This is a genomic window from Streptomyces sp. Ru72, assembly GCF_002920635.1.
In the GTDB taxonomy this organism is placed as follows: domain Bacteria; phylum Actinomycetota; class Actinomycetes; order Streptomycetales; family Streptomycetaceae; genus Streptomyces.
On the sequence record NZ_PQSR01000029.1, the window covers coordinates 1 to 21572 of the forward strand.

The 21572-nt window shown below is 70.5% G+C and carries 15 protein-coding genes and 3 pseudogenes; 5 read left to right on the plus strand and 13 right to left on the minus strand.

Annotated elements, in window-relative coordinates:
- Window positions 1-568 (minus strand): annotated as a pseudogene (locus C3488_RS16120) (AMP-binding protein); the annotation flags it as partial.
- A gap of 87 nt (window positions 569-655) precedes the next feature.
- Complete coding sequence (locus C3488_RS16125) at window positions 656-1720, minus strand: MerR family transcriptional regulator (RefSeq protein WP_103840122.1); 1065 nt, start codon at window positions 1718-1720, stop codon at window positions 656-658.
- A gap of 162 nt (window positions 1721-1882) precedes the next feature.
- On the opposite strand from C3488_RS16125, the gene C3488_RS16130 reads away from it, so the two are divergent.
- Window positions 1883-2752, plus strand: a complete 870-nt coding sequence (locus C3488_RS16130; protein WP_103840123.1) for a RimK family alpha-L-glutamate ligase — start codon at window positions 1883-1885, stop codon at window positions 2750-2752.
- On the opposite strand, the gene C3488_RS16135 is transcribed toward C3488_RS16130, so the two are convergent.
- Window positions 2736-3314 carry a hypothetical protein gene (locus C3488_RS16135; RefSeq protein ID WP_258053448.1) on the minus strand — a complete coding sequence of 193 codons (579 nt, stop codon included), beginning with the start codon at window positions 3312-3314 and terminating at the stop codon, window positions 2736-2738. The two genes, C3488_RS16130 and C3488_RS16135, sit on opposite strands and share 17 nt — an antisense overlap.
- A gap of 134 nt (window positions 3315-3448) precedes the next feature.
- On the opposite strand from C3488_RS16135, the gene C3488_RS16140 reads away from it, so the two are divergent.
- Window positions 3449-4222, plus strand: coding sequence for an IclR family transcriptional regulator (locus C3488_RS16140; RefSeq protein WP_103840125.1), 774 nt, complete (start codon window positions 3449-3451; stop codon window positions 4220-4222).
- Window positions 4219-5064 (plus strand): SMP-30/gluconolactonase/LRE family protein, encoded by an 846-nt coding sequence (locus C3488_RS16145; RefSeq protein WP_103840126.1) that lies wholly within the window; start codon window positions 4219-4221, stop codon window positions 5062-5064. Before C3488_RS16140 ends, C3488_RS16145 begins: the two co-directional genes overlap by 4 nt.
- Before the next feature lie 32 nt (window positions 5065-5096).
- On the opposite strand, the pseudogene C3488_RS16150 reads toward C3488_RS16145, so the two are convergent.
- Window positions 5097-7061 (minus strand): annotated as a pseudogene (locus C3488_RS16150) (beta galactosidase jelly roll domain-containing protein).
- A gap of 39 nt (window positions 7062-7100) precedes the next feature.
- Between C3488_RS16150 and C3488_RS16155 the strand changes: the two are divergent.
- Both C3488_RS16155 and C3488_RS16160 read left to right on the plus strand, forming a co-directional pair.
- Complete coding sequence (locus C3488_RS16155) at window positions 7101-7559, plus strand: Rrf2 family transcriptional regulator (RefSeq protein ID WP_103840127.1); 459 nt, start codon at window positions 7101-7103, stop codon at window positions 7557-7559.
- A 230-nt stretch (window positions 7560-7789) separates the two neighbouring features.
- A complete protein-coding gene (locus C3488_RS16160) occupies window positions 7790-9238 on the plus strand; it encodes a M1 family metallopeptidase (protein ID WP_103840128.1) in 1449 nt (482 codons plus the stop codon).
- A gap of 95 nt (window positions 9239-9333) precedes the next feature.
- On the opposite strand, the gene C3488_RS16165 is transcribed toward C3488_RS16160, so the two are convergent.
- From C3488_RS16165 to C3488_RS16205, 9 genes and pseudogenes are all read right to left on the minus strand, one after another.
- A complete protein-coding gene (locus C3488_RS16165; RefSeq protein WP_103840129.1) occupies window positions 9334-10053 on the minus strand; it encodes a LysM peptidoglycan-binding domain-containing protein in 720 nt (239 codons plus the stop codon).
- A gap of 391 nt (window positions 10054-10444) precedes the next feature.
- On the minus strand, window positions 10445-12109 hold the full coding sequence (locus C3488_RS16170) for a histidinol-phosphate transaminase (RefSeq protein ID WP_103840130.1): 1665 nt from the start codon (window positions 12107-12109) through the stop codon (window positions 10445-10447).
- Between the two features lie 113 nt (window positions 12110-12222).
- Window positions 12223-13367, minus strand: a pseudogene (locus tag C3488_RS16175) (aldose epimerase family protein).
- Between the two features lie 57 nt (window positions 13368-13424).
- Entirely contained in the window at window positions 13425-14669 is a 1245-nt protein-coding gene (gene mmsB / locus C3488_RS16180) for a multiple monosaccharide ABC transporter permease (RefSeq protein WP_103840132.1), read from the minus strand.
- A complete protein-coding gene (gene mmsA / locus C3488_RS16185) occupies window positions 14666-16216 on the minus strand; it encodes a multiple monosaccharide ABC transporter ATP-binding protein (protein WP_103840133.1) in 1551 nt (516 codons plus the stop codon). The genes mmsB and mmsA overlap by 4 nt, the downstream gene beginning before the upstream one ends.
- 45 nt (window positions 16217-16261) lie before the next feature.
- Window positions 16262-17371 (minus strand): multiple monosaccharide ABC transporter substrate-binding protein, encoded by a 1110-nt coding sequence (gene chvE, locus C3488_RS16190; RefSeq protein WP_103840134.1) that lies wholly within the window; start codon window positions 17369-17371, stop codon window positions 16262-16264.
- A gap of 125 nt (window positions 17372-17496) precedes the next feature.
- Entirely contained in the window at window positions 17497-18462 is a 966-nt protein-coding gene (locus C3488_RS16195; RefSeq protein ID WP_103840135.1) for a hypothetical protein, read from the minus strand.
- Between the two features lie 124 nt (window positions 18463-18586).
- Window positions 18587-19591, minus strand: a complete 1005-nt coding sequence (locus C3488_RS16200) for a zinc-binding dehydrogenase (RefSeq protein WP_103840136.1) — start codon at window positions 19589-19591, stop codon at window positions 18587-18589.
- Window positions 19588-20751, minus strand: a complete 1164-nt coding sequence (locus C3488_RS16205) for a mandelate racemase/muconate lactonizing enzyme family protein (RefSeq protein WP_103840137.1) — start codon at window positions 20749-20751, stop codon at window positions 19588-19590. The genes C3488_RS16200 and C3488_RS16205 overlap by 4 nt, the downstream gene beginning before the upstream one ends.
- Window positions 20752-21572: the final 821 nt, after the last annotated feature.

Below are 21572 nucleotides of genomic sequence, written 5' to 3' on the forward strand. Positions count from 1 at the left end.
TGCACATGGAACAACGGCAGCCCGTGCACGAGCACGTCGTCGCCGGTCCACTGCCAGGCGTCCGCGAGCGCGTCCAGGGTGGTGGCGACGGCACGGCGGGGGATGACGGCGCCCTTGGGCGGGCCCGTGGTGCCGGAGGTGTAGACGACGAGGGCGGGGTCCTCGTCGCCGCTTTCGTCCTCCGGGAGAGCCCCGGAGCCGTGCACATCGACGTCGACGCGCTCCCGTCCGCCGACCGGGCCGGGCAGTTCCACGCCCGGCCCGGCGAGCACCAGCGACGGCTCGCTGTCCGCCAGGATGTGCCCGAGCTCCCGCTCCCCGGACTTCGGGTTGAGCGGGACGAAGGGCACACCGGCGCTCAGCGCGGCGACCGCTGCGACGGCGGTCTCAAGGGACGGGGGTGGCCCACACGGCGACCCTCCCCTCCCGGCCGACCCGACTGCCGATCCGCCCGGCGAGCGCCCCGCGCCGAGGCCAGCTCCGCATAGGTCAGGCCCCGCTCCCCGAATCGCAGGGCGGGCCGCCGCCCGGCCGAGGGATCGGACAGCGCCGGAAAGAGGGAGGACACGCGGACACTCCTTGCGTCGAGGCGGACATGCCGAGGCGGACATGCGGACGGGACCCACGGACCCATCGTGCCGCACGGCCCCGTCCGCTATGCGGCCTCCACCACCTCCGCCACCACACAGCTCACGTTGTCCGGACCGCCGGCCGCGTTCGCCGCGCCCACCAGCGCCCGCACCGCCTCGTCCGGGGCGGAGGCGCACGAGAGCGCGGTGCGGATCTCCTCCTCCGGCACGACCCCGGACAGGCCGTCCGAGCACAGCAGGTACCGGTCGCCCGGCAGCGCGTCGTGCAGCCGCAGATCGGGCACGGCACCGGCGTCGTCGCCGCCCGTCAACGCCTTGAGGAGCAAGGCGCGTTGAGGATGGGCCGCAGCCTCCTCCGGTGTCAGCCGGCCCTCGTCGATCATCGACTGGACGACCGTGTGGTCGTGCGTGACGCGGAACAGTTCACCGTCGCGCAGCAGATACGCCCGGGAGTCACCGATGTGGACCAGGGCGAGCTGCGAGCCGGTCCACACCGCCGCGGTGAGGGTGGTGCCCACCTCGGCGTCGGCCCCGGCCGCGTCCCGCACCGCTCGGGTGGCGCCCTGCACCGCGTCCTCCAGCAGGTTGAGCACACCGCCCGCGGGCAGCGGCTCCCGGTCCAGGTGCCGCAGCGCCTCGATCGCGGCCGTGCTCGCGGGCGCGCCCCCGGAGCCGAACCCGTCGGCCACCGCGAGCACCCGGGCGCCCGCGTACGCCGTGTCCTGGTTGGCCGTGCGGACCCGACCGGGGTCCGAGAGGGCCGAGTAGCGCAGTTCCAGCATGGTGGTGTCCTTCCTCGACGGATGTGAGAGGTGGTCCACGAGGAACGCCGCCAGCTCCCGGCGCGCCGCAGTCTCCGCCTCGACCCGTGCCCAGTAGGCGCGGATCTCCCGGGCGGCGCCCGCGGCGTCCAGCGCGCACACCTGCCGGATGCCTGCCAGCGGCATACCGAGCCGCCGCAGCCACGCCACCAGCCGCGCCTGCTCCAGCTGGCCGGCGGCGTAGTAGCGGTAGCCGGTCTCCGGGTCCACCCGGGCCGGGCGCAGCAGATCCAGCTCGTCGTAGAGCCTGAGCGCCTTCGGCGACAGCCGGCACGCCTTCGCGAACGCCCCGATCGTCAGCATCTCCACCGCCGCACCTCGTCCTTCCGGCGTTCCTCGTCCGTTCCGCCACCGATGCTGGGGCTTCACCGAGGGTGAAGGTCAACGGCCCGTTCCGGGTTCCACGCCCTGTTGTTAGCCTGCGCGGAGGAATCGTCGCGGAGCATGCGTCGTACGAACAGGAGATCAGCCGTGGCCCGAGTCGCACTCGTCACCTGCCGTCCCGGGCCGGAGGTCACCGTCGATCGCGATCTGCCCGTGCTCATACGGGAGTTGCGGGCGGCGGGGGCCGAGGCGGACGCCGTCCACTGGGACGACACGGACGTCGACTGGGCGGGATACGACCTGGCCGTGATCCGGTCCACCTGGGACTACAGCTGGCGGGCGGCCGAGTTCACCGCGTGGGCCGAGCGGTGCGGGAGGGCCACCCGGCTGGCCAATCCCGCGGACGTCGTGCGCTGGAACACCGACAAGCGGTACCTCGGAGACCTGGCCGCCGCGGGTGTCCCCACCGTCCCCACGCGGTACATCGCCCCCGGCGACCGGGCCGACCTGCCCGGCGACCACGAGTACGTCGTCAAGCCCACCTCGGGCGCCGGCGCCCGGTTCGCCGCCCGCTACGCGCCCGGCGAGCACGACACCGCCGTACGACAGCTCGCCCGCCTGCACGCCGAGGGGTTCACGGCGATGGTGCAGCCCTATGTGAAGGACATCGACGTGAGCGGGGAGCGCGCGGTGCAGTTCTTCGGCGGGCGGCTGCTGCACGCCAGCCGGAAGGGTGCCGTCCTCGCGCCCGGCACCCCGTACGACGAGAAGAAGGTGGCCCATCCCGGCCTGGAGCCCTGGACCCCGACCCCGGCCGAGCTCGCCACCGCCGAGCGCGCCCTGGCCGCCGTACCGGGCCACGCGGGCCTCCTCTACGCCCGCGTCGACCTCGTGGACGGGGCGGACGGGCAGCCGTGCGTGATGGAGCTGGAGCTCGTGGAGCCGAACCTGTTCCTCGACCTCCACACCGGGTCGGTGCCCGTGGTTGTGGACGAGATCCTCAGAGCTGCCCGCTGACGCCGATCCGCTGCAACAGCCCCCAGGTGAACTCCGCGGCGACCTGGTGGCATGCGCCCCGCGCGTCCGGGGCCGTGAAGGCCAGACCCCAGCGCGTGGGGGCCGTGCCCTCCAGTGGGCGGGCCGGGGCGAAGGCGCGGGCCGCCTCGTCGACCGTGCAGGACCAGGGGGTCAGGTCCTCCAGGGTCTTCAGCTCGGGGGACGGCGCCCCCGGGGCCCGTACCAGCCACTCGTTCCAGACCGCCCCGTTCGGCGCGACCAGCACCTCGAAGCGCAGGCCGGGCCAGAGCGGGACCGGCCACAGCAGGGCGTCGCAGTCCAGGTCGCCGATGCGGCGCGCAGCGGTGGACTCCGGTTCGCCCAGGACCGAGCGGTACCGCGAGAGGGCCGAGCGGGAGCGCGGTGAGCGGACCATCGCCTGCCAGCGCTTGTTGGCCTCCCGCATGTCCGCGATCGTGGCGCCCAGTGCGTGGCGGGCGTCCTCCACCAGGTCCGGATTGTGGTCGGCCATGCGGCGCAGCAGGACCAGCTGGAAGTCGCGGGGCGTGAAGGCGGACGGCATGCCGTCCATCCTCGCCGAACACCTGCCGAATCCCGCACCCCGCACGACCATTGCCGCCCCAGCGCACTATGACTAGCCTGTGTTCGTCATGCCGATCGTCAGTTGAAATTTCGAACATGGAGAGGGGGCCGGTCGTGGGACGCCTCGTACCCGCCGTCACCCGGGCTCTCGACATCCTGGAGCTCTTCCTCGACGGGGACGGCACGCTGTCCGCCCCCGACATCGTGCGCAAGCTCCAGCTGCCGCGCACCACCGTGCACGAGCTCGTCACCACGCTCGCCGCGCGCTCGTACATCGTGCCGGTGCAGGGACAGCCGGGACGGTACCGCCTCGGCGTCCGCCCGTACCAGCTCGGCAGCCGCTACGCCGAGCAGCTCGACCTCGCCGCCGAGGGACTGCAGGTCGCCAGGTCCGTGGCCGAGACCTGCGACGAGACCGTCCACGTGGCCATCCTCGAGGGCACCGACGTCATCTACATCGCCAAGGTCGACTCCACGCAGGCCGTGCGCATGGTGTCGGCCGCCGGGCGCCGGCTCCCCGCCCACTGCACCTCCGTCGGCAAGATGCTCCTCGCGTCCCTGCCCGAGCCGGAACTCGCCGCCCGTGTCCCGGACGACGCCGAGCTGGTCGCGATGACTCCCAACAGCATCACCGACCCGGCGGCCCTGCGCGAGACCCTGGCCGGGATCCGCGCCCGCGGCATCGCCGTGGAGAGCCGCGAGTCCAATCCCGACGTCAGCTGCGTCGCCGCCCCCGTGCGCGACCGCACCGGGCAGGTCGTCGCCGCGCTGTCCATCTCGGTGCCCATGATCCGGTGGAGCGACGAGCGCCTCGCCGAGCTGGAGCAGCTCGCCGCCAAGGGCGCCGCGGAACTCTCCGAGCGCCTCGGCCACCGGAGCCCCGCATGACGACGACGTACGAGCTCGCCGTACGCGAGGAGGCGACCCTCGGTGAGGGCCCGACGTGGGACGCCGGCGGCGGACGGCTCATCTGGGTCGACATCCTGGGATCGCGGGTGCACACGTACGACCCCGCCTCCGGGCGTCGCACGGTCATGACCACCGAGCAGCACGTGGGCGCCGCCAAGCCGCGCTCCGGCGGCGGCCTGGTGCTCAACCTCCGTGACGGCGTGGGCCTGCGGGACCCCGACGGCACCTTCCGCTGGCTGCACCACGAGCCGGTCCCCGGCCGCCGCGGCAACGACGCGGCCGTCGGCCCCGATGGCTCCCTGTGGGCGGGCACCATGCGCTACGACGAGGTGCCGGGCGGCGGCACCCTGTCCCGGGTCACCGGCGACGGAACCGTCCGCACCGTCCTCGACGACGTCGCGGTGAGCAACGGCACCGGCTGGAGCCCCGACGGCCGGCTGATGTACTACATCGACTCGCCGACCCGCCGCATCGACGTCTTCGACATCGGTGACGACGGGCTCCCGGTGGACAGGCGCGCTCTCGCCCACGTCGAGCGCGGCTTCCCGGACGGGCTGACCGTCGACGCCGACGGCTGTGTGTGGGTCGCCCTGTGGGACGGCGGCGCGATCCACCGCTACACCCCGTCCGGGGACCTGGACCGCGTCCTGGAACTGCCCGTCGAGCGCCCCACCGCGTGCGCGTTCGGCGGCGCGGACCTGGCCGACCTGTACGTCACCACCGCCCGTACCGGCTTGGAGGCCCCGCACCCGCTCTCCGGCTCGCTCCTCGTCGTCCCCGGCGCCGGAAAGGGCCTGGCGCAGCCCGCGTTCGCCGGCTGACCCCTCGTCCGCTCAGGGCCTCCGCTCGGTCGTCACCGGGTGGGGGCCCTGAACCGCGTCGGCCCCGGGGAGTCCACCGGCGCCACCGGGACACCGCCGGCCGACCGTCCCAGCAGCGTCAGTTCGACGGCGCCCGGCCCCGACGGGGTGGTCCCGTCGGCGAGGACCGCCAGCGCGAGCGTGTTCGGGCCCCGGGTGTCGAGTACGCCGTTGGGCAGGACGAAGGTGTGCTGCGGGCCCACGTCGTTGATGTACTGGCCCATGTTCCAGCCGTTGAGGAAGATCTGCGCCCGGTAGGCACGCGCCGGATCGTCCGTCAGGGTGAGCCTGATGGACGCGTCCGTGCCGGGCTCGACGGCCGGCCGGAACCGCGTCCGGTACCAGACCACACCCTGCCCCCGCCCGGCACGCGGAAGCGGGACCGTCTCCCAGTCCCCGTCCGGGAACCCGGGCAGATGCCAGCCGTGCCGCTCCCGTACAGTCCGTCGTTGTTCAGCGGGCCGCGCACCGGGTCCGGGGCCGCCGGGCCCTGGATCCGCCAGCGCATGGCGGGTGACGCGCCGTCGAAGGCGACGCGGACCAGGCCCCGGCCCGCCTTGTGGCTGTCGTTCGCGCCGCCGTCCTCGTCGTGCTGCATGCGCCGGACCAGCACGGACAGCACGTGCGGTCCGTCATCCGGCGCGAGGGGGAACGCCGCCGTGGCGGACCACGTCTCCTTGCGTACCGTCCTGGCGTCCGGGACCGGCATCCGGTGCGTGCCCAGCGGCTTCCCGTCCAGCCACGCCATCAGCAGCCCCTGGGTGCCGGTCACGTACGCCAGCGAGACGGCCTTGGCGCCCGCCGCGTCCTCGAAGCGGCCCCGGTACCAGACGTCCCCGTAGTGGAAGCCGTAGTCGTCGGCGAACAGGACGGGCTGCCCGACGGGCACGGGCGTCGTGGCGTACGACGTCGTCAGGTCGGCCGTCCGCCACGCCGAGTCGTCGAAGTCGACGGCGGCCTCGGGGTTCTCCGCCCTCCGGCGCCACCCGGTCAGCGCGGGCAGCCGGACCGGTGCCGCGCCCGGCAGCCGCCGGGTGGCGCGCAGACTGCCGGACGGGGTGCCGCGCGCGGGCACGGGAGCCCCGTTCCAGGCGACCTCGGTCACCCCGGGCGGTGCCCACACCTCCAGATCGGCGTCGTCGACCGTGTCACCGGTGAGCTGGGCGGTGGTGCCGTGACGCTCGGCGGTACGCAGCAGAGCAGGCCCGTACACCAGGAACGGCCCCGACGGTGTGGGGTGGGGCCATAGCCGTACGGACGTCTCGTCGTCCGCGAGGAGGAGCAGCAGCGGACGCGCCACGCCTCCGCCCTCCACCAGCACCCGGGCGAGCCCGCCGAGCCGCACGTCCAGGCGCAGGGCGCCCTGCGCGTACGCGTGCGCCGCGTCCCCCTCCAGCACGGTGACCCTCGGCTCGCGTGCGCACTCCAGGACGGTCGTCGTCGCCTCGCCCGAACGGCCCGTGAACACGGCGAGGTCCTGCCCCCCGACGGCCAGCCGCAGCATGGGCTGGGCGGAGGAGTACCGCAGCGTCCGCCGCCCGAGCGAGATCCCGGCGGCCAGCAGCCGGGCGTCGAGGCCGGGTACCGGCACGCGGACGGTGGACGCCCGTGAAGTCATGGTGGCCGGGGGCGAAGGAGTGGAAGTTCCACGCCACGTAGACGCTGACGGTGTCGTACCCGTCGGAGCGCATCTTCTGCAGCACGTCCCGCCACAGCGACGGGCTGGGCAGCCGGAACGGGTGCATCTCGCCCGACCACAGCACGACGCGCCGGCCGTCGACGAGCATCGAGTACCGGTCGAAGCCGACGGTGTGCGCCCGTCCGTCCGCCCGCGGTGGTTCCGGGGCCGGACCGGTCGGGGCGCTCATGGCGGCGCACATCTCACCGCTGCCGCCGAGCGCCAGACCGAGCGCGGCAGTGCCGGTGATCATATGGAATGTACGTCGGCTCATCACCACATCGGGATTGTCACCCGTGGCAGGCATCAGAATGGCCGCATGAGGATCTCGGCACGGGCGGATTACGCGGTACGGGCGGCGCTGGAGCTGGCCGTGCGCGAGGGCGCCGCCCCGGTGAAGGCGGAGACGGTCGCTGCCGCGCAGGGCATCCCGCACAAGTTCCTGGAGGGCATCCTGGGCGATCTGCGCCGCGCGGGCCTGGTCACCAGCCGACGCGGCGGAGCCGGCGGCTACGCCCTGGCCCGGGAGCCGTCCGCGATCACCGTGGCGGACGTCATCCGCGCGGTGGACGGGCCGATCGTGTCGGTACGGGGGGAGCGGCCCACGGGCCTCACCTACACAGGCTCGGCGCAGCCGCTCCTGCCCCTGTGGATCGCCCTGCGGGCGAACGTGCGCAAGATCCTCGAGGGCGTCACGCTCGCCGACATCGCGACGGACACCCTCCCGGAACCGGTCCGCCGCCTCGCCGCGGAACCGGCGTCGTGGGAGAACCCGTGACAACCGGCCGGTCCCGGGCGCGGCCGAGGTACTCGGAGCCCGGGGCAGCCGCACGCCGCCGTAGGAAGGACGACCTCGACCACTCGTGATTCCCGGTCATGTGTTCTGGCGTGACCGGGTCAAGCCGAGCCAGGATGATCGTGAGGTTGCCGCAAACACAATGGGGGGAATGTGATCAATGTGGCACAACGGCGACGTGAGCGCCGCCGCACCGACGGGCATCCCTCGTGATGCCGCAACGTCTCGCGCTGGGAGGGCCCCGACGGGCAGCTTGCCCGGGGCGACGCGCCCTGCTCCTCGCGCTGCTCCTGTTCGTGAGCGTCGCCTGTTCGAACCCTGAGCGGGCCGCCGAGGGGCGGCCCGGCGCGCTCGGTGTCGAGGACGCGCTTTTCCCGTCCGCGGGGAACGGTGGTTACGACGTTTCCCACTACGGCCTCGCACTCACCTACACCCCGGAGACCAACCACCTCGAGGGCTCGGCGGTGATCAGCGCACGCGCCACCCAGAACCTGAGCCGCTTCAATCTCGACCTCACCGGACTGACGGTGCGACGCGCGGTGGTGGACGGTGCAGAAGCTCAGGTCAGCCGATCCGAGAGTGAGATGACGTTGACACCCTCCGACGTGATCGAGCGGGGGAAGACCTTCACAGCCACCATCCAGTACGACGGCGAGCCAAGGACACTCAGGGATTCCGAAGGGGCGGTGGAGGGCTGGCTCGAAACGGACGACGGGGCTGTCGCCCTCGGCGAGCCGGACGGCTCCGCTGCCTGGTTCCCGGGCAATCACCACCCCTCGGACAAGGCCGCGTACGACATCGAGGTCACTGTGCCCAAGGACGGCGACGGGGAGCCCTACGACGTCGTCAGCAACGGCGAGTTGGTGGGTAAGGAGGTCGACGAGGACCACGTCACCGTGCACTGGCGCAGCAAGGAGCCGATGGCGAGCTACCTGGCCACCATCGCGATCGGCTCCTTCGACATCCGCGAGGGCAGGACGGCCGACGGCCTGCCCGTGTACGTCGCCGTCGATCCCGACGAGGCCCGAGGAGCCGAGAAGCTGCGGAACTCGCTGTCGGACATCGTGGCCTGGGGGAGCGACCGCTTCGGGCCGTATCCCTTTCGCTCCACGGGCGCCGTGATCGACCATCTCCCCGACCTCGGGTACGCCTTGGAGACCCAGACCAAACCGTACTTCGGCTCGGAGCCCGAGGAGGGCTTGCTGGTTCACGAGCTGGCGCACCAGTGGTTCGGGAACTCCGTCACGCCACGCGCGTGGAGGGACATGTGGCTCAACGAAGGATTCGCCACCTACGCAGAGTGGCTCTGGCAGGAGGACCACGGCGGCAGTACGGCCCAGCAGGTCTTCGACGCCTTCTATGAAGGAAGCGATCCTGAGAGCGACGGCATCTGGGATTTTCCGCCGGGAGATCCTCCCAGCGGCAGCCGGGTGTCCGATCCGCCGGTGTACGGGCGAGGCGCCATGGTTCTGCACGAACTACGCGAGGTCGTCGGCGACGGCACCTTCTTCACGATCCTTCGCGCGTGGACCGCTCAGCACCGCCACGGCAACGCGGACACCGCAGAGTTCATCGCTCTGTGCGAGCGCACGTCAGGGAAGGACCTGTCCGGTTTGTTCCGGACGTGGCTCTACGGGAACGGCAAGCCCGCTGCCGCCTGAGGTCGCCTGTCCTGTTCGGCGACCACTGAACGCGGACGGGGTGGTGGCCGCGCGACGCTGCGTGGCCACCACCCCGAGGGCGCGGATCAGGTGCCTCAGTAAGGACCGTTGACGTTGTCGATCGAGCCGTAGCGGTGGTAGGCGTAGTTGCACGCGGCGGTGATGTTGGCGACCGGGTCGTAGATGTCCCACGAGGTGCCCGGCACGTGGTACGCGCGGAAGGTCGGGTCGATCACCTGGAGGAGACCCTTGGACGGGGTGCCCTTCGCGGCGTTGGAGTCCCAGAGGTTGATGGCCTTGGGATTGCCGGAGGACTCGCGCATGACATTGCGGTAAATGCCGTTGTAGGACCCGGGAATTCCGTGCTGCTTCATGACCGCCAGCGAGTGCTTGATCCAGCCGTCCAGGTTGTTGGCATAGATCACGCCGCTGGAAGCCGGCGCGGTTTTCGTGGCCGGGGCGGACACGGTTTTCTTGATCGAGGAGGACCCGGTGGGAAGAATCAGGACCTGACCCGGCCGGATGATGTACGGGCTGGAAATCTTGTTGGCCGCTGCGATGGCCTGCCAGCCGCCCGGCACCTTGTGGGCCCGTGCGATGGCGGCCAGGTGGTCGCCGAGCCGGACGACGTAGGTGGTCGTTCCGGCGGACGCGGCCGGAGTCACCGCGGCGGCCGAAGCGGCCGGAGCGGCGTTGGCGGCCTGGGCCGTCCCGAGCACGGCCGTGCAGGCCAGGGCGAAAGAGCAAGCGGTGAGGGCGCCGCCGGTGGAGAACCGGCGCGCCCTGCGCGAGCGGTTGGAGGCGTGTTTGGGCATGGTGCGGTCCTTGGTCCGGGGATTGCATTGCCCGCAGTTGCCGGTTCCCCTCGACAAACAGCACCGCATTTCGTTTGCGGTGCGCTGCGGCGGGAACATTCTTAGCCGCTGGGAATAACTCGACAATTCCCGTCTTTACTAAGCAGGCTAGTTGCCGCCCGGGCCCCGGATTGGGTCATGTCCGCAAAGCCGGGGAGTTAAGGACCGGGTAAAACACTAAGACGCATCGTAAGTGAAGTGCGTCACTCGGGGTCGAATGGCATTTCAGGTGGGGGTGCCCAATGGGCGAAACAGTTGCTTGGTGATGCCTTGGTATTTATAGGAGTAAATCGGACATCGAGGAATAACTCGGTGGCTTTTGTGTCACCCGGTCGGCATCTGCGCCGCGGCCCTACCCCGCCTGCCCCATCCCCGCCGCGTTCGGCCAGGCCGGCGGGCTGGGCCAACCGGCGGCCGGGGCCGGTGCCAGGCCGGGGATGCCGGGGGCGGGCGCGGTCACGCCGCGCACCTGGGCGGCGGTCAGACCGCCACGCGCGGGCACGCCCGGCGGGGTGGGGCCGGTCGCCGCGGCAGGCGCGGGGATCGGGGCAGGCGCCGGGAACGAGGCGGGCGCGGAGGCCGGCGCGGGCGCCGGGAACGGGCCCGGAGCGGGCGCCGGCGTCGGCAGCGGGCCCGGAGCCGGTGCCGGTGCGGGCGTGAGCAGTGGCGCGGGCGCGGGAGGCAGGGGAGCGGCCTGGGCTGCCGCGGGCATCGGCGTCCCGCCGACGGCCGGCTGCGCGGCGGGGAGCGGCGCGGCGGCCGGCAGCCCTGGAGGGGACCCCGCGGCCCGGGCGGCGAGCCCCCGCACCCCGGCCCCGTTGGTCTCGCTCACCAGGCGGTCCACCGCCGCCGTACCCGAGCTGTAGCCGGTCCCCTGGCTCGGCTCGGGCACGGCGGCTCCCCTCCTGGACCCGTAGAGCACCTGCTCCAGGGCGGACACCAGGCGACGCACGTCCACCTGGGGGCGCACCACGAGTCGCAGGAAGCGGCTGGAGGAGCCGATCTTGTTGCCGCACTCGCGGACCAGGATCCGGTGCTCGGTGAGCAGCCGGTCGCGGACCACGGTGCCCTCGGCACCCACGGGGAGGCGCACGAAGAGGAAGTTGCCCTGGGACGGGTAGACCGTCAAGCCGGGCAGCGCCGAGAGGTGGCTGGCCATCTCCAGACGGTCGCGGCGCACCTGCTGCAGGCTCTGCCGGTACTCCGCGCCGTGCTCCTTCATCATGAACACCACGTGCTCGGCGAAGGAGTTGAGGTTCCACTTCGGCAGCATGGAGCGGATCCGGCCCGCGAGCGACGGGTTGGCGACCAGGTAGCCGAAGCGGACACCGTGCAGGCCGAAGTTCTTGCCGAGGCTGCGCAGCACGAGGACGTTGGGCCGCAGCATGGCCTCCTGCACGACGCTGGGGTCGGCCTCGGCGTCCGCGAACTCCAGGAAGGACTCGTCCACGACGACCAGGTCGAGGTCGGCCATCTGGTCCATGAACTGGACCAGGGCGTGCTTGTACTGGTAGCCGCCGTCGGGGTTGTTCGGGTTGCAGACGACGGCGACCCGGGTGCCCCGCTTGCGGATGAACTCGCCGTACTGGGCGAGGTCCAGGGAGAAGCCGCTGGACTCCTGGAGCGGGAACATGTCGACCCGCTTGCCGGTCTCCATGGGCTGGTCGGTCCAGCGGCCGAAGGTGGGGACGGGGACGGCGAGGGACTCGCGGACCAGCAGGTGGTCGATCCAGGTGATCAGCTCGGTCGAGCCGTTGCCCATGGCGACGCACTGCGGCGGCAGCTGGAGCAGACCGCACAGCTCGGCCGTGATCGTCTCCGCGCTGCTCGGATAGTAGGTGAGGATCTCACGCAGCCTGCCCGCCATGTCCTCGAACATGGCGGGCGTGGGGAAGTACGGGTTGCACGGGATGCAGAAGTCCACCGGGCCGACTCCGTCGTTCTCCCGGGCCAGCGCCGCCATCGAGGGGCTGTGCGCCGCGGAGCTGCGGAACAGCGAGGTGACGTTGTCTGCCAAGGCAACCTCCGTGCGGTGGGTGGCCCGTGCGGGGGAGCACGGGCCAGCCACTCATACGGATGCGGACGTGGCCTTGTTCAACTGGTGTGCGTCGAGTGTGAGTTCCCTCGCGTTCACGCGCCGAACGAGTGGATCGTCGTCGTCTGGTACGTCTGCCCGGGACGCAGGACGGTCGACGGGAAGTCCGCGTGGTTCGGCGAGTCCGGGAGGTGCTGGGTCTCCAGGCACAGCGCGTCGCCCTGACGGTAGGTGCGGCCGCCGGTGCCGACCAGGGTGCCGTCGAGGAAGTTGCCCGAGTAGAACTGCAGGCCCGGCTGGTCGGTGAGGATCTTCAGCGTGCGGCCCGAGTGCGGGTCGCGGAGCGTGGCCACGTGCTCGGGCTTCGCGGTGACACCCTTGTCCAGGACCCAGTTGTGGTCGTACCCCTTGGCCCGCACCTGCTGCGGGTGGCCGGCCCTGATGTCCCGGCCGATCTCCTTGGCGTGGCGGAAGTCGAAGGGGGTGCCGGCGACCTCCGCCGTCTCCCCGGTGGGGATGAGGCCCGAGTCGGTGGGCGTGTAGCGGGAGGCGGCGATCTGCAGCTCGTGGTCCTCGATGGTGCCGCTGCCCTCGCCCGCCAGGTTCCAGTAGACGTGGCTGGTGAGGTTGACGACGGTGGCCTTGTCGGTGGTGGCCTCGTAGTCGATGCGCCAGTCGCCGTGCTTGTCGAGGGTGTACGTCACCTTCACCTTGAGCGTGCCCGGGTAGCCCATCTCGCCGTCGACGCTGGTGTAGTGCAGGTACAGGCCGACGTCGGAGCCCTTGGTGAACGGCTCCACGTCCCACACCTGCTTGTCGAAGCCCTCGGCGCCGCCGTGCAGGCTGTTCTCGCCGTCGTCGACGGACAGCTGGTAGGTCTTGCCGTCCAGGGTGAACCGCCCCTTGGCCATGCGGTTGCCGTAGCGGCCGATGAGGGCGCCGAAGTACGGGCTCTTCGCGACGTAGTCGTCGATGGTGTCGAAGCCGAGGGAGACGTTCTCGCAGCGGCCGTGGCGGTCCGGGATCTCCAGGGACTGGACGATGCCGCCGTAGGAGAGGACCTTCAGCCGGGTGCCGCCGTTCTCCAGGGACCAGCGGTGGACCTCGGTGCCGTCGGCGAGCTTGCCGAACAGTTCCTTCACGGGTTTCCTGCTTTCTGCTGCCTGCGCCGTGCCCGAGGTGGCCGCGGTCGTGTCGTTGCCGCCGCTCCCGCGATGACCGTGCGTCCGCTCGGTTCCACGTGCGGCTCCTGTAACGGGAAAAGGGCCCCCGCCTTGCGGCGGGGGCCCTTACCGGCTCACGAACCGGACTTGCGCTTGTTCCACACGTCGAAGCCGACCGCCACCAGCAGGGCCAGGCCCTTGATGACCTGCTGCCAGTCGGTGCCGACGCTGAGGAGGTTCATGCCGTTGTTCAGCACGCCGAGGACGAGACCACCGATGATCGCGCCGAGGACGGTACCGACACCGCCGCTCATGGACGCGCCGCCGATGAACGAGGAGGCGATCGCCTCGAGCTCGAAGTTCACGCCCGCCTTCGGCGAGGCCGCGTTCAGGCGGGCGGCGACCACCAGGCCCGCCAGGGCCGCGAGCACGCCCATGTTCAGGAACACCTGGAAGGTGACCCGCTTGTCCTTGACTCCGGACAGCTTCGCGGCCGGCAGGTTGCCGCCGATCGCGTAGATGTGGCGGCCGAAGACGGCGTTGCGCATGACGTAGCCGTAGCCGACCACCAGGGCGCCCAGGACGATGAGGATGATCGGCGCGCCCTGGTAGCTGGCGAGCAGCATCGTGAGGGCCAGGATCGCGGCGACGATGGCGACGAGCTTCAGCGCGAACAGCCGCGCGGGCAGCACGTCGAGGGAGAACTCCAGCTGCCGGCGCCGGTCCCGGACCTCCTGCCACACCACGGCCGCGATCATGACGAGGCCGAGCAGCAGCGTGAGGTTGTGGTAGTTGGTGTTCGGGCCGACCTCGGGCAGGAAGCCGTTGCCGAGCTTCTGCAGTCCGTCCGGGAAGGGACCGAGGGTCTGCCCCTTCAGCAGGATCTCCGTCAGACCGCGGAAGAGCAGCATCCCGGCGAGGGTGACGATGAACGACGGTATGCCGAGATACGCGATCAGGTATCCCTGTACCGATCCGGCCACCGCGCCCACCAGCAGGCACAGCACGAGCGCGATGGGCCACGCCACGCTGTGTTCCACCGTCAGCACGGCCGCGAACGCGCCCACGAACGCGGTCAGTGAGCCGACCGAGAGGTCGATGTGCCCGGCGATGATGACGAGCATCATGCCGATCGCCAGGATCAGGATGTAGCTGTTCTGTAGGACCAGGTTCGAGACGTTGCGCGGCAGCAGCAGGTCGCCGCCCGTCCAGACCTCGAAGAGGATGACGATCAGGCCGAGCGCGATCAGCATGCCGTACTGCCGCATGTTGCGGCGCAGTCCGCTCAGCACCAGCTGGAGCAGGCCCCCGCCGGTGGCCGATCCGCTCTTGCCCGGCGGCGCGGGGGCCGGGGTCTTGGCGGTCACATCCGTGCTCATCGCGTTACCTCTTTGTCCTTCGTCATCTGGCGCATCAGCACTTCCTGCGTGGCCTCGGCCCGCGGAACCTCACCGGTCAGCCGCCCGGCTGCCATGGTGTAGATGCGGTCGCACATGCCGAGCAGCTCCGGCAGCTCGGAGGAGATGAAGACGACCGCCTTGCCCTGCGCGGCCAGCTGGTCGATCACCGTGTAGATCTCGTACTTGGCGCCCACGTCGATGCCGCGCGTGGGCTCGTCCAGGATCAGCACGTCCGGACCCGCGAAGATCCACTTGCTGAGGACGACCTTCTGCTGGTTGCCGCCCGACAGCTTGCCCACCGGCTCGAACACGGTCGGCGCCTTGATGTTCATGGACTTGCGGAAGCCCTCGGCGACCTGCCGCTCCTCCTGCTCGTCGACCACACCCCGCTTGGCGACCTTGTTCAGGGCGGTCAGCGAGATGTTCCGGTTGATGGTGTCGATGAGGTTCAGGCCGTAGTGCTTGCGGTCCTCGGTGACGTACGCGATGCCGTGCGCGACCGCCTCCGCGACCGTCTTCGTACGGATCTCCTTGCCGTCCTTGAGGACCGTGCCGCCCGCGTAACGGCCGTAGGTGCGCCCGAAGACGTTCATGGCCAGCTCGGTACGGCCCGCGCCCATCAGGCCCGCGATGCCGACGATCTCCCCGCGCCGCACCTGGAGCGACACGTCGTCGACGACCTTGCGCTGCTGGTCGATCGGGTGGAACACGGTCCAGTTGCGGATCTCCAGGGCCGGCGCCGCGCCCTCCTCCGCCTCGTGCGCGGAGCGCTCGGGGAACCGGTGGTCGAGGTCGCGGCCGACCATGCCGGCGATGATCCGCTCCTCGGTGGTCTCCGGCGCCTTGACGTCCAGCGTCTCGATGGTGCGGCCGTCGCGCAGGATCGTCACCGAGTCGGCGACCTTGCGGATCTCGTTCAGCTTGTGGGAGATGATGATCGAGGTGATGCCCTGGTTCTTCAGCTCCAGGATGAGGTCGAGGAGCTTGCCGCTGTCCTCGTCGTTCAGGGCCGCGGTCGGCTCGTCCAGGATGAGGAGCTTCACGTCCTTGGAGAGCGCCTTGGCGATCTCCACGAGCTGCTGCTTGCCCACGCCGATGTCGGCGATCCGGGTCTCCGGGTGCTCGTCGAGGCCGACGCGGCGCAGCAGTTCGGTGGCGTGCTTGAGCGTGTCGTTCCAGTTGATGAACCCGCGCGAGGCGTGTTCGTTGCCGAGGAAGATGTTCTCGGCGATGGAGAGAAACGGCACCAGCGCCAGCTCCTGGTGGATGATCACGATGCCGTGCTGCTCGCTCGCCCGGATGTCCTTGAAGCGGCAGATCTCCGACTCGAAGAGGATCTCCCCTTCGTACGTGCCGTGCGGGTGGACGCCGGAGAGGACCTTCATGAGGGTCGACTTGCCGGCGCCGTTCTCTCCGCAGATGGCGTGGACCTCGCCCTGACGGACGGTCAGAGTGACGTCCGACAGCGCCTTGACGCCGGGAAAGGTCTTGACGATCGAGCGCATTTCCAGGACGGGTCCCGCCATGGTCGTGCCTTCCAGTCGTGTGCGGTCGGTGAGGGTGTGCGCCGGTTACTTGAGCTGGGCGTCGGTGTAGTAGCCGCCCTTGACCAGCACGTCCTCGTAGTTCGACTTGTCGACGCTCACCGGCTGCAGCAGGTAGGCGGGGACGACCTTGGTGCCGTTGTCGTAGGTCTTGGTGTCGTTGACCTGCGGCTTCTTGCCGTTGAGGGCGTCGTCGACCATGGTCGCGGCGACCTTGGCGAGCTGACGCGTGTCCTTGTAGACGGTCTGCGTCTGCTGACCGGCGATGATCGACTTCACCGAGGCGAGCTCGGCGTCCTGGCCGGTGATGACCGGCAGCGGCTTGCTCGCCGAGCCGTAGCCGTCCGACTTCAGCGCGGACAGGATGCCGATGGAGATGCCGTCGTAGGGCGAGAGCACCGCGTCGACCTTGCCGCTCTTGTAGGCGGAGGTGAGGATGTCCTCCATGCGCTTCTGCGCGGTGGTGCCGTCCCAGCGCAGGGTGGTGACCTGGTTGAGCTGGGTCTGGCCGGACTTGACGACCAGTTCCTTCTTGTCGATGTACGGCTGCAGCACGCTCATCGCGCCGTTGAAGAAGTACTTGGTGTTGTTGTCGTCGTTCGAGCCGGCGAACAGCTCGATGTTGAAGGGGCCCTTCTTGCCCTTGTCCAGGCCGAGCTTCTGCACGATGTAAGTGCCCTGCAGCACGCCGACCTTCTCGTTGTCGAACGAGGCGTAGTAGTCGACGTTCTTGGTGCCGAGGATCAGGCGGTCGTAGGCGATGACCGGGATCTTCGCCTGGGCGGCCTGCTGGAGGACGTTGTTGAGGGACTTGTTGTCGATGGCCGCGATGATCAGGCCCTTGACGCCCTGGGTGATCAGGTTCTCGATCTGCGAGACCTGGGTGTCGGGGTCGTCCTCGCCGTAGACCAGCTTGGTCTTGTAGCCCGCGGCCTGAAGGTTCTTGACGACGTTGTTGCCGTCGTTGATCCAGCGCTCGGAGGACTTGGTCGGCATCGCGATGCCGATGGTCCCGCCCTTGGCGCTGCCCGCCTTCTCCTTGCTGCCGCCCTCGCTGTTCTGGCCGCAGGCGGTCAGGGTGAGGGCGAGGGACGCGGCTCCGGCTATCGCGGTCAGAGCGGCTCTGCGAGTGCGCATGATGATCAGTCCTTGCTGTGCGGGAGGTTCGGCCACACGGATGCCGTGCGGTCTGTCGACCGAGAAGAGGTGTGTGGGATTCTGCGCGGGTGTGTCGGCTGGTGTGAAGCCGAGTTTCCGGAACGTTATGACGGGACGTCGAACCGGCTGAGCGGTCCCGGCAGCCGCGAACCGAGCGGCGCCATGTCGCCGTCCGCTCCGTGGCGTGCCAGCAGGTCGAGAGCGAGCCGGCCGCGCCGCACCCGTTCCTTGGCGGTGGCCAGGGTCAGCTCCCGCAGGTGGTGTCCGTACGGGTAGATTCCGGGCGCCTTGGACAGACCGAACTTCAGGTAGAGCGGCGCGCCGCGTCTGATCAGTTCGGCGACCTCGTACATGCGGACGTAGCCGCCGAGGTCGTCCGGGGCCTCGATGTACATGTCCATCGGTGCCCCGGAAACCCGGCGGATCTCGGTGAGGTGGTCCAGCGTCAGGTCGCTGGGCACGTTGATCGAGTCGGCACCCAGGCGCTCGTAGACGGCGTACGCCGCCGGATTGACCGGACCGATCAGCGCCGACACCTTGAGCGTGGTGTCGGCCGGGATGATGCCCTTCTCGCGGGCCTGGTGCAGCGTCCACAGCACGCCCTCGTCGGCCACGAGCAGGCACTTGACGCCCAGCTCGGTGGCCCGGACGGCGTCCTCGACGCAGCCGGCGACCGCGTCGTGGCCGCGTGCCCTGAGCCCGGCGCCCCGCGAGTCGGTGCGGACCGAGGCGCCGATGTCCCATGTGCCGCGCGGGCCCGTGAACAGGCAGAGCTCGATGTCACGCTCGGCCGTGGCCCCGACCATCTCGGTGATCTCGGCGTCGGTCAGCATCCATACGCCGGAGCCCTGGCTGATCCGGTGGATCGGCACGTCGAGCCGGGACGACTCCTTGAGGACCACCGCGAGCGCCTCGGGGCCCTCGCACGAGGGGATCTCGGTGCGCCAGCGGCCGCCCTCGGGGAAGGTGTGCGGTGAGGCGTCGGCGGGAGAGAGGTCGGGCGCACGCAGGCCGAGCGCGGCGAGCGCCTGCTCGCCGGGCCTGCGGGCTGCCGTAGCGGAGTCGGTCACAAGGAGTCCTTCACGTTCGGGATTTCGGACGAGGTTCGCGGCGCGGGGTGCGGGTGGGTGGAGTGGTACGCCGGTACAGAACTTGTCGGACAGCTCCGTACCGGCGTACGGCTGGGAGCGGGCGTCAGGGCCGGAGCAGGACCTTGCCCACCTTCGGATCGCCGGACCCCACCAGCTCGATGGCCTGCGGGAACTCGGCGAGCGGCAGCTCGTGCGTGACGAGCGGCGAGGGGTCGAGCAGCCCCGCGCCGAAGACCCGCACCGTGTGCGCCCAGGCGTCCGGCGGCGCACCGAACACGGTGTGCACCTCCAGCTGCCGTACGACGAGGTCGGTGGGGTCGAGCCCCTCCGCGCCCGGCGCCGGGATGCCCGTCAGGACGAGACGCCCGCCGCGCCTGAGCAGTGAGGCCGCGGTGCGCGCGGCGGACGCGGACCCGGCGGTCTCGATGACGACGTCGAAGTCGTCGGGGAGCTCCTGGTCCTTGGTGCGGAAGTCGGTCGCGCCGAACCGGCGTGACAGCGCCTCCCGGTCGCTCCGGGTGCCCACCACCAGCAGCTCGGACGGCGAGATCGCCTTCAGGAACTGGACGGCGAACATGCCGAGCGTGCCCGTGCCGACGACCGCGACCCGTTCGCCCGGCTGGGCGTTCCCCTTCAGCGCGGCGGCCGCGATGCAGGCGGCCGGCTCCAGCAGCGCCGCCGCCGTGAGGTCGGCGTCGTCCGGCAGGAGGTGCAGCAGGCGGGCCGGGAGCGTGAGGGTGGTGGCCATCGCGCCCGGCTGGGTGAAGCCCGTCTCCTCGTACCCCGAGGTGCACAGGGTCGACTCGCCCGCGTGGCAACGGTCGCAGACCTGGCAGTTGCGGAAGCCCTCGCCCACGGTCTTGCGGCCGACGAGCGTCTCGGATACACCCCCGCCGACCGCCTGCACCGTCCCGGACCACTCATGGCCGGGGACGAGGGGGTAGCGGACGTAACCCTCGGGGCGGTTGCCCTGGTAGACCTCGCGGTCGCTTCCGCAGATGCCTACGGCGTGCACGCGCACCAGGGCCTCGCCCGGACCGGGTTCGCGCGGCGAGTGGGCCTCGAGCCGGTGCACGCCCGGGGCCTCGACGACGACAGCGGTGCTCACTGCCCGTCCTTCGGGTTCCGCTTCTCCCAACCCTCGGCCCACAGGTCGAAGTGGGCCCGCTGCTGCGGGAACTCGGCCGCCGCGTCGGTGTCCAGTTCGACACCGAGACCGGGGGCGTCGGAGATGTGGAAGCAGCCGTCCTCCGGGTTCACCTGCGGAGCGCCCTTGATCACCTTCTTGATCTCCGCGTCCGCGAAGTCGTTGAAGTGCTCGAGGATCTTGAAGTTCGGCGTGGTGAAGCCGACCTGCAGGGAGGCGGCGGTGAGTACCGAGCCGCCCACGTTGTGCGGGGCCACCAGCATGTAGTGGGTCTCCGCGGTCGCGGCGAGCTTCCGCGTCTCCCAGATGCCGCCGATGTGGCCGAGGTCGGGCTGGATGATGTCCACGGCCTGGCTGTCGAACAGCTCGCGGAACTCGATGCGGTCGTGGATGCGCTCGCCCGTGGCGACCGGCATGTCGACCTTCGCGGCGACCTTCTCGAGCGCCTTGAGGTTCTCCGGCGGAACCGGCTCCTCCAGCCAGGCGGGCTTGAACGGCGCCAGCTCCTTGGCGAGCCGCACGGCGGTCGCGGGGGAGAAGCGGCCGTGCATCTCCAGCATCAGCTCGGCTTCCGGCCCGATGGCATCGCGCACGGCTTCGATCAGGGAGACCGCGTACATCGTCTGCTCGTGGTCGAGCTCGAAGTGGCCGGTGCCGAAGGGGTCGATCTTGAGGGCCCGGTAACCGCGCTCCATGACCCCCTGAGCGGCCTTGTGATAGGCCTCCGGGGTCCGCTCGGTGGTGTACCACCCGTTGGCGTAGGCCTTGACCTTGTCGGTGACCTTGCCGCCGAGCAGCTGCCAGACGGGCACGCCGAGGGCCTTGCCCTTGATGTCCCAGCAGGCCATCTCGACCACGGCGATGCCCGACATCACGATCTCACCGGCGCGCCCGTAGTCGCCGTACTTCATACGGCGGACCAGGTCCTCGACAGCGAACGGGTCCGACCCGAGAATGTGATTGACCTCGGCCTCTTTGAGGTAGCCGATCAGCGCGTCGGTGTGGCCCAGCATGCGGGTCTCGCCGACGCCCGTGATGCCCTCGTCGGTGTGCACCTGTACGTACGTCAGATTGCGCCAGGGCGTACCGACCACGTGTGTGCTGATTCCGGTGATGCGCACGGAGCTCGCCTTTCAGCTGTTCGAGATTTCGTCACTCGTTCGAAATGCTGGCCAGACAGTAAGTTTGGCGCGGCAGGAGTGTCAATGGGGCGAACGAGTAACGGTTCCGATACTTTCTCAAGCCGCTTTTGTGCCGGCATCGGGGGGATGGGCGGGGGATGCCGTGGTTGCCGAGGGGATGCCGCGAGATGGCGCGGAATGTGGAGTGCCGGTATCAAGTCGCCGCACCCGAGCGGCCTGTTTCCCACACAACTTTCACAGGTGCTCCCGGGGACGTCCCCGACGGGGGACCTAGTCTTCCCGCGTCATGGACTTCTGCCACCCGTGCCGACGGCACCTCAATGGCGCCCTCGCATGCCCGGGGTGCGGCACAGCAGTCGAAGAACTGCGCGCGCATGCGGAGGAAACGGACGTCGCTCCGCAGCCGGACGTCGCCGTCGAGCCGTACCGCGACGAGGAATCCGCCAGTGCGGACCAGCACATGCACGGTACGGACGACGGAAGCGTGCCGCAGGGGCGAGCGGCCAGGCGCCGGGCGCAAGGGCGCCGACGGGTCGGACGGGAAGCCGACGAGGAGGCGACCGGACCGGCGGTCGGTGGCAGTGCGAGTCGTCGTGACCGCAAGGCCGCGGCCCACCGCCGGCGCCGCCGGCGCACTCTCCTGATCACCGCGGGCTTCGTCCTCGCGGCGGGCGGCCTGAGCCTCGCGGAACTCGGCGTCGACGCGCCCTTCACCGACCCCAGGCCCCCGGCGGCCGGGGGTGCGAACGCCGAGGGCGGTACGTCGTCGGAGGCGCAGAGGACGGCACGGCCGGCACGGT

Coding starts and splice junctions, on each gene's coding strand:
- C3488_RS16135 (WP_258053448.1), bottom strand. CDS start 3,314: ATGCCGTCCGCCTTCACGCCCCGCGACTTCCAGCTGGTCCTGCTGCGC.
- C3488_RS16145 (WP_103840126.1), top strand. CDS start 4,219: ATGACGACGACGTACGAGCTCGCCGTACGCGAGGAGGCGACCCTCGGT.
- C3488_RS16155 (WP_103840127.1), top strand. CDS start 7,101: ATGAGGATCTCGGCACGGGCGGATTACGCGGTACGGGCGGCGCTGGAG.
- C3488_RS16160 (WP_103840128.1), top strand. CDS start 7,790: ATGCCGCAACGTCTCGCGCTGGGAGGGCCCCGACGGGCAGCTTGCCCG.
- C3488_RS16165 (WP_103840129.1), bottom strand. CDS start 10,053: ATGCCCAAACACGCCTCCAACCGCTCGCGCAGGGCGCGCCGGTTCTCC.
- mmsB (WP_103840132.1), bottom strand. CDS start 14,669: ATGAGCACGGATGTGACCGCCAAGACCCCGGCCCCCGCGCCGCCGGGC.
- mmsA (WP_103840133.1), bottom strand. CDS start 16,216: ATGGCGGGACCCGTCCTGGAAATGCGCTCGATCGTCAAGACCTTTCCC.
- chvE (WP_103840134.1), bottom strand. CDS start 17,371: ATGCGCACTCGCAGAGCCGCTCTGACCGCGATAGCCGGAGCCGCGTCC.